General features: G+C 62.8%; 7 protein-coding genes. 2 read left to right on the top strand and 5 right to left on the bottom strand.

Translation table 11 applies throughout. From position 1 onward, the window contains the following. The first annotated feature begins 54 nt into the window (after positions 1–54). Complete coding sequence (locus tag N826_RS38320; RefSeq protein WP_052832807.1) at positions 55–1359, top strand: Hsp70 family protein; 1305 nt, start codon at positions 55–57, stop codon at positions 1357–1359. A 6-nt stretch (positions 1360–1365) separates the two neighbouring features. On the opposite strand, the gene N826_RS38315 is transcribed toward N826_RS38320, so the two are convergent. Beyond that, positions 1366–2208: a glucose 1-dehydrogenase gene (locus tag N826_RS38315; RefSeq protein ID WP_044437765.1), complete on the bottom strand. Its 843-nt coding sequence runs from the start codon at positions 2206–2208 to the stop codon at positions 1366–1368. Between the two features lie 126 nt (positions 2209–2334). Here N826_RS38315 and N826_RS38310 point away from each other — a divergent pair, with 126 nt between their 5' ends. Next, a complete protein-coding gene (locus N826_RS38310; RefSeq protein ID WP_052832806.1) occupies positions 2335–3078 on the top strand; it encodes a GNAT family N-acetyltransferase in 744 nt (247 codons plus the stop codon). A 19-nt stretch (positions 3079–3097) separates the two neighbouring features. On the opposite strand, the gene N826_RS38305 is transcribed toward N826_RS38310, so the two are convergent. The 4 genes from N826_RS38305 to queC all read right to left on the bottom strand — a co-directional run bounded on the left by N826_RS38305 (position 3098) and on the right by queC (position 5673). Then, complete coding sequence (locus N826_RS38305) at positions 3098–3589, bottom strand: c-type cytochrome (RefSeq protein WP_044437764.1); 492 nt, start codon at positions 3587–3589, stop codon at positions 3098–3100. 120 nt (positions 3590–3709) lie between these two features. After that, the gene (queE, locus tag N826_RS38300; protein ID WP_044437762.1) at positions 3710–4351 is read right to left on the bottom strand and encodes a 7-carboxy-7-deazaguanine synthase; all 642 of its coding nucleotides are present in this window, start codon (positions 4349–4351) and stop codon (positions 3710–3712) included. Positions 4352–4363: 12 nt separating this feature from the next. Further along, a complete protein-coding gene (locus tag N826_RS38295; RefSeq protein ID WP_044437761.1) occupies positions 4364–4936 on the bottom strand; it encodes a 6-pyruvoyl trahydropterin synthase family protein in 573 nt (190 codons plus the stop codon). Further along, positions 4936–5673, bottom strand: coding sequence for a 7-cyano-7-deazaguanine synthase QueC (gene queC / locus N826_RS38290; RefSeq protein ID WP_044437759.1), 738 nt, complete (start codon positions 5671–5673; stop codon positions 4936–4938). Before queC ends, N826_RS38295 begins: the two co-directional genes overlap by 1 nt. Positions 5674–5820 lie beyond the last annotated feature (147 nt).

The following is a 5820-nucleotide window of genomic DNA, read 5'->3' as shown; positions in this document are numbered from 1 at the left end:
GTGCCCTGAACTTCCCTCAGAAGCTGTGCACACAAAAGAACGAAGAACCAAAGCTTGTCCTACGTCGGCATCGATTTCGGAACCACCAACAGCGCGGTCGCCATCGCGGAGGCCTCCGGGCCGTCGCGGCTGGTCCCGCTGACCGTCGGTACGCAGGTCTTCGAGACCTTCCGCTCCGTACTGTTCTTCGAGAAGCAGGAGGACCGTCTAGGTACCACATTGGCACACTGGGCCGGGCCGGAGGCGATCGAAGCGTATCTGGACAGCGAGGGCGAGGGGCGGTTCGTCCAGTCGGTGAAGTCCTATCTGGCGTCGAAGGACTTCACCGGCACCAACATCCTCGGCAAGCAGTTCGGTATCGAACCGTTGGTCTCGCTGATCCTGAAGGATCTGAAGGCTAAGGCCGAGACATCCGCCGGTCCGCTGCCCCAGACGATCGTCGTCGGCCGACCGGCCCACTTCGTCGGCGACTCCGGCGACGACGCCGAGGCTATGGCGCTGGACCGGCTGCGGGAAGCCTTTCGGCTGGCCGGGGTGCATGAAATCCGGTTCGAGTTGGAGCCCGTCGCGGCGGCCTACCACTACGAAAGTGGGCTGGAGCGTGACGAGTTGGTCCTGATCGCCGATTTCGGCGGCGGCACCAGCGACTTCTGCCTGTTGCGGGTCGGCCCGAAGGCTCGCGCCTCGGCGCAGGCCGACGGCGACCGTGCGGGCGACATCCTGGGGGTTGGCGGCGTCGGGATCGCCGGCGACAGCTTCGACAGCCGGATCGTGGAGCATTGCGTAACTCCGCATCTGGGCCGCGGGACGCAGTACCGGTCGATGGATGGGCAGATGCTGCCGATGCCGGTCTGGCCATTCGAGTACATGCGGCGCTGGCACCTGCTGTCGTTCCTCAACACCACGCAGACACGGCGGATGCTGACGGAGATCCTGCGCACCTCGGAGAATCCGACTCAGATCCAGGCGCTGATCACCGTGATCGAGGAAGGTCTGGGCTTCCACCTTCACCGCGCGGTCGAGCATGCCAAGGTCGTGCTGTCCGGCCAGCCGGAGACGAAATTCCGCTTCACCTTGCCCGGCGCCTCGATCGAAACGACGATCCAGCGCTCAGATTTCGAGGATTGGGTGAAGCCGGAAACCCTTGCCATCGCCGGCTGCGTCGACGACCTGATGGAGCGTACTGGCGTCTCCTTCGCCGATGTCGACCGGGTGTTCCTGACAGGAGGGTCTTCGTTCATCCCGATCATCCGCCGGCTGTTCTCGGACCGTTTCGGCGAGGACAAGCTGCGGACCGGCGGAGAGCTGACCTCGGTCGCGAGCGGGCTGGCGCTGGCCGCCCGCACCGCGTCCAGGTGACAGGCGTCAGGAGGCCCAGTTCGTCCGAAAGTCGTTGAACAGCGTCAGGCCGCCGCAGGCGTAGATCGTCTGCCCCGTGATGTAGGAAGCGTCGTCGGACGCCAGGAACGCGAAGACCGATGCCATTTCCTCCGGCGATCCGGCGCGGCCCATCGGGATATGTGACTCCACGTTGGCACGTGCTTCCTGATCGTTACGCCAAGCATTGTTGATGTCGGTCAGGATGGCGCCAGGGGCCACGGCGTTGACCCTGATGCCCCGGTCGGCATATTCCAGCGCCAATGTGCGGGTCATGTTGCCCAAGCCGCCCTTGGAGATCGAATAGGCGATGAAGCCGGGTTTCGGGATCAATTGGTGGACGCTGGAGCAGTTGATGATGGTGCCGCCACCCGGCCGCGACAGGAAATGCCGGATCGCTGCCTGGGAGCAGACTAGGGCACCGGTAAGGTTGATGTTCAGAATCCGGTGATATTCTGCGACGCTATAGGATTCGCTTTTGCCCTCGGACTGGATGCCGGCATTGTTGACCAGGATATCCAGCCGGCCCCACTCGTCCAGCATGTCGTCAACCATGGCGAGGGCGGACCGCTCGTCACCGACATCGGCCTGAATGATCTTATGTCCGTCGGGGTTGGTGTCGGTTCCCGATCTGGCCGTGGCCTCGCGCACGAGGTTGAGCGTTTCCTTGGCAGCACCCTCGGAGCCTGAGTAGTTGATGGCGACGGTGGCGCCTTCTTCGGCGAAGCGGACCGCTACCGCGCTGCCGATACCGCGCGAGGCGCCGGTGACCAGGGCGAAGCGGCCTTGTAGACGCGGAAAGATTTGGGCTACTGGCTGAGATGGAGACACGGACGGTAGTCCTCTCTTCTATCCTGCGAACAATCGGAACCGGCCTTTTTGCCAGCCGGTGTCACGTTAACGGTTTAGCGCTATGGTTTGGCTCACGGATCAAACTGACCGCCGAGACGGACCGGAATGAATTTGGACGACGCAGCGATCAGGGCATTGGAAGAACGGGCGTTCAACGCGTGGCCTGCACTGCGGTTCGCCTACTGCGACGGTTGGCTTTTCCGCTTCTCCGAGGGGCTGACGCGACGCGCGAACTCGGTCAACGCGCTAGCTCCGGCAGGGAGCTTTCTAGAGACGCTGGATCTGGCGGAAGCACTTTATGGCCGTCAACGCCTGCCGACGATCTTCCGGCTGTCTCCCCTGGCCGGCGACGAGCCCGACGGCGTGCTGCATCGCGCAGGGTACCGGTATATGGACGAAACCCACGTCATGACCGCAGCACTCGGGGAAGACATCAGGGTCGATCCCGATGTGGAGATCAAGGCACAGCCTTCACCGGCCTGGAGCGCCGGGTTCGCCGCCGCCAACGGTATTTCGCCGGCCATGCGTGAGGTTCATGACCGCATGTTGGCCTCTATCCTGATGCCGACGGGCTATGCGACCGTATTCGAAGCCGGGAAGCCGGTTGCCTATGGGCTGGCGGTGGTCGAGCGTGGCATGGTCGGACTGTTCGATATCGTGACGGTTCCCGAGGCAAGACGCCGGGGGATCGGACGCCTGCTTGTGAAATCCCTGTTGGCCTGGGCCCAGACGCAGGGCGCCTCCGCAAGCTACCTGCAAGTACTGGGACGCAACGATGCGGCACGGGGGCTTTACGGCGGTTTCGGCTTTGCTGAAGCCTACCGGTATCACTACCGTCTGCGGGTTTGACGGCGCGGATAGGGTTCCGCTACTTCTTCGGCATCGCTACGGTCAGGTAAGGACCCTTGGCGGCATCGCTCGACGCGGCAATCTGAGGAATGGCGTTGCGAACCGGCTTGAGACTCTTCAGGTAGCTGGCGAGAGCCTGAGCATCGCTGTCCGTCATTTTGGAATATGACCGCCAGGGCATTACGGGTGCGAGTTCCCGTCCGTCGGGCCGAACTCCCGTCCGTAATGACTTGATGATATCTGCCTCGGACCAGCCTCCAAGGCCAGTGTCGGCATCGGGGGTGAGGTTGGGCGGATAGAAGATGCCGAGACCAGGAAGCTCGAATCCTATCGACGAGCCGGCAAGATAAAGCGCCGGGTCGGGCTTGCCCGCAAGAGCCCCGCCGGTATGACAGCCGGTGCAGTCCATGATGGTCGCCAGATACTCGCCCCGATTTGCCATGTCGTCCGCCTGGGCGCCGAATGTAACCAGAGTTCCGACAATGACCCCCGCCATCAGCTTAATCATCATGAACCGCTCCAGATTGGTCAGTTTCCGGATAAAAGCGGCACAAACCCAATCAGTCCAGCGGGCAGTTGGTTTATGGACTTTACAGATGATGGCATGAACGGAAGGCTATCTCTTAAGCCTTCAGGGGATGCCCATTATTTTGTGCGTCTGGAGGCTCAGGCGCCAGCTCGGGTTCGCGAGGCAGTAGGCAATGGTGGCTTGAAGATTCTCGGTCCGCTCCGGGCCGTCCATTGGTTGCAGGAAGAAGTTGTCGAAACGGAGGTTGAGGAAGTTCTCGGGCCTTGCCTCCGACTCCGCCTGCGGGAAGACCAGTTTCAACTCGTTGCCTCGCTCGACGACCAACTGAGAGCCGGCCTTTGGGCTGACGCAGATCCAGTCGATGCCATCCGGCACCGGCTTAGTGCCGTTGGTCTCGATCGCAATCTCGAACCCCACCGCGTGGAGGGCGTCGATCAGCGGGATATCGAGTTGAAGCAGCGGCTCCCCGCCGGTGCAGACGACATAGGGCCGTCCGCCGGCACCTGCAGGCCACTGCGCCGCGACGGCGGCAGCCAGGGCTGCGGCGTCGGAGAAGCGGCCGCCGCCGGTCCCGTCTGTCCCGACGAAGTCAGTATCGCAGAATCGGCAGACGGCTGATTCCCGATCCGCTTCTCTGCCGGACCAGAGATTGCAGCCGGCGAAGCGGCAGAACACGGCCGGCCGGCCGGCCTGGGCGCCCTCGCCCTGGAGCGTGTAGAAGATTTCCTTGACGGCGTAACTCATCGTAGCTGTTCCTCAGGCATTGGCCGAGGCGCAGGTGTCGGCGACCGGATCACTGCCCAGCATCAGGTCGTTGATCGAGTTGTCTGCGCGCCACCACCAGCTGTCGTCTCCGGTGCCAGCCGGGATGACCTGGACGGGATCGCCGTCGAAGGCGACTGTGTTGGTCGGCGTTTCCTCGATCGAGACTTCTACGCAGGTGAGCCGGCCGCCGTCCGCCGTGAGGAAGGCGTTCAGCTTAGCCATGAAACAGGCGGCAAGAAGTTCGGTCGTCGGGTCGCCGGGCATCACCATCAGACGCGGCAGGATCTCCGGCTCGATGCGCGCGAAGACTTCGATCAAGGGATCTCGGTCGGAAACCTGGAAGGCGTGATCGACATGATTGTCGATCCAGGAGTGCCACTGCTTCTTGGCGCGCTCGAATGGCTCGACCATATTGGCGCCGCCATCGAGACGCTGGGGACGCGTAGACTTGAGCTTGACCGTCACTGTCTCATTGTGGCCGTGCGGGACGGCGCATTTCGGCGAACCGCCGGACAGCAGGCGGTGAGCCATCGAATAACGGCGGCTGAAGATCAGACTGAACATCAGTGGTTTCCGAAGGCGCCTGCATGGGCGCGCTTTGCTGCATAAACTTCCCAGCCACGTGCCCGCAGATCGCAGGCTGGGCACTCGCCACAGCCATATCCCCACGCATGGCGGTGGCTTCGGTCGCCCTTGTAGCAGGTATGGGTCCGTTCCGCCATAAGGTCCACCAGCGGCTCGCCGCCGATGTCCTCGGCGAGTTGCCATGTCGCGGCCTTGTCGATCCACATCAGGGGAGTGTGGAGGACGAAGCGCTTCTCCATGCCGAGGTTAAGCGCCACCTGAAGGGCCTTGAGCGTATCGTCGCGGCAATCGGGATAACCGGAGTAATCGGTCTCGCAGACGCCGGTGACGATGTGGCGAAGGCCACGGCGATAGGCAAGGGCGGCGGCAAAGGTCAGGAACAGCAGGTTGCGGCCGGGCACGAAGGTATTGGGGAGATTGGCAGCCGTCATGTGGATCTCGACGTCGTGCGTCATGGCCGTCTCACCGAGAGAGGCCAAAGTCGCGAGGTCGAGCATGTGATCGACGCCAAGCTTCTCGGCCCAATCCGGCCGCAGGGCTGCCAAGCCTTCACGGACGGAAGCCCGGCATTCCAATTCTACCGAGTGGCGTTGGCGATAGTCGAAGCCGATGGTTTCCACGGTGGGGAAGCGGTCGAGCGCCCAGGCAAGGCAGGTGGTGGAGTCCTGACCGCCGGACAGCAGCACCAGCGCGCCGTCGGTGAATTGCTCAGTCATGCCCCTTCCTCTCACGGCTACCATTCACGGGGCAGATGGGGACTGCCCTGAACAGGAAAAAGAAAAACCCCTGAGCCGCGAGCGGTTCAGGGGTTTTGTTTGGTTGCGGGGGCAGGATTTGAACCTGCGACCTTCAGGTTATGAGCC

The sequence above is a fragment of the Skermanella aerolata KACC 11604 genome, assembly GCF_000936425.1.
In the GTDB taxonomy this organism is placed as follows: Bacteria; Pseudomonadota; Alphaproteobacteria; order Azospirillales; family Azospirillaceae; genus Skermanella; species Skermanella aerolata.
This window is presented reverse-complemented; position numbering and strand designations above follow the sequence as displayed.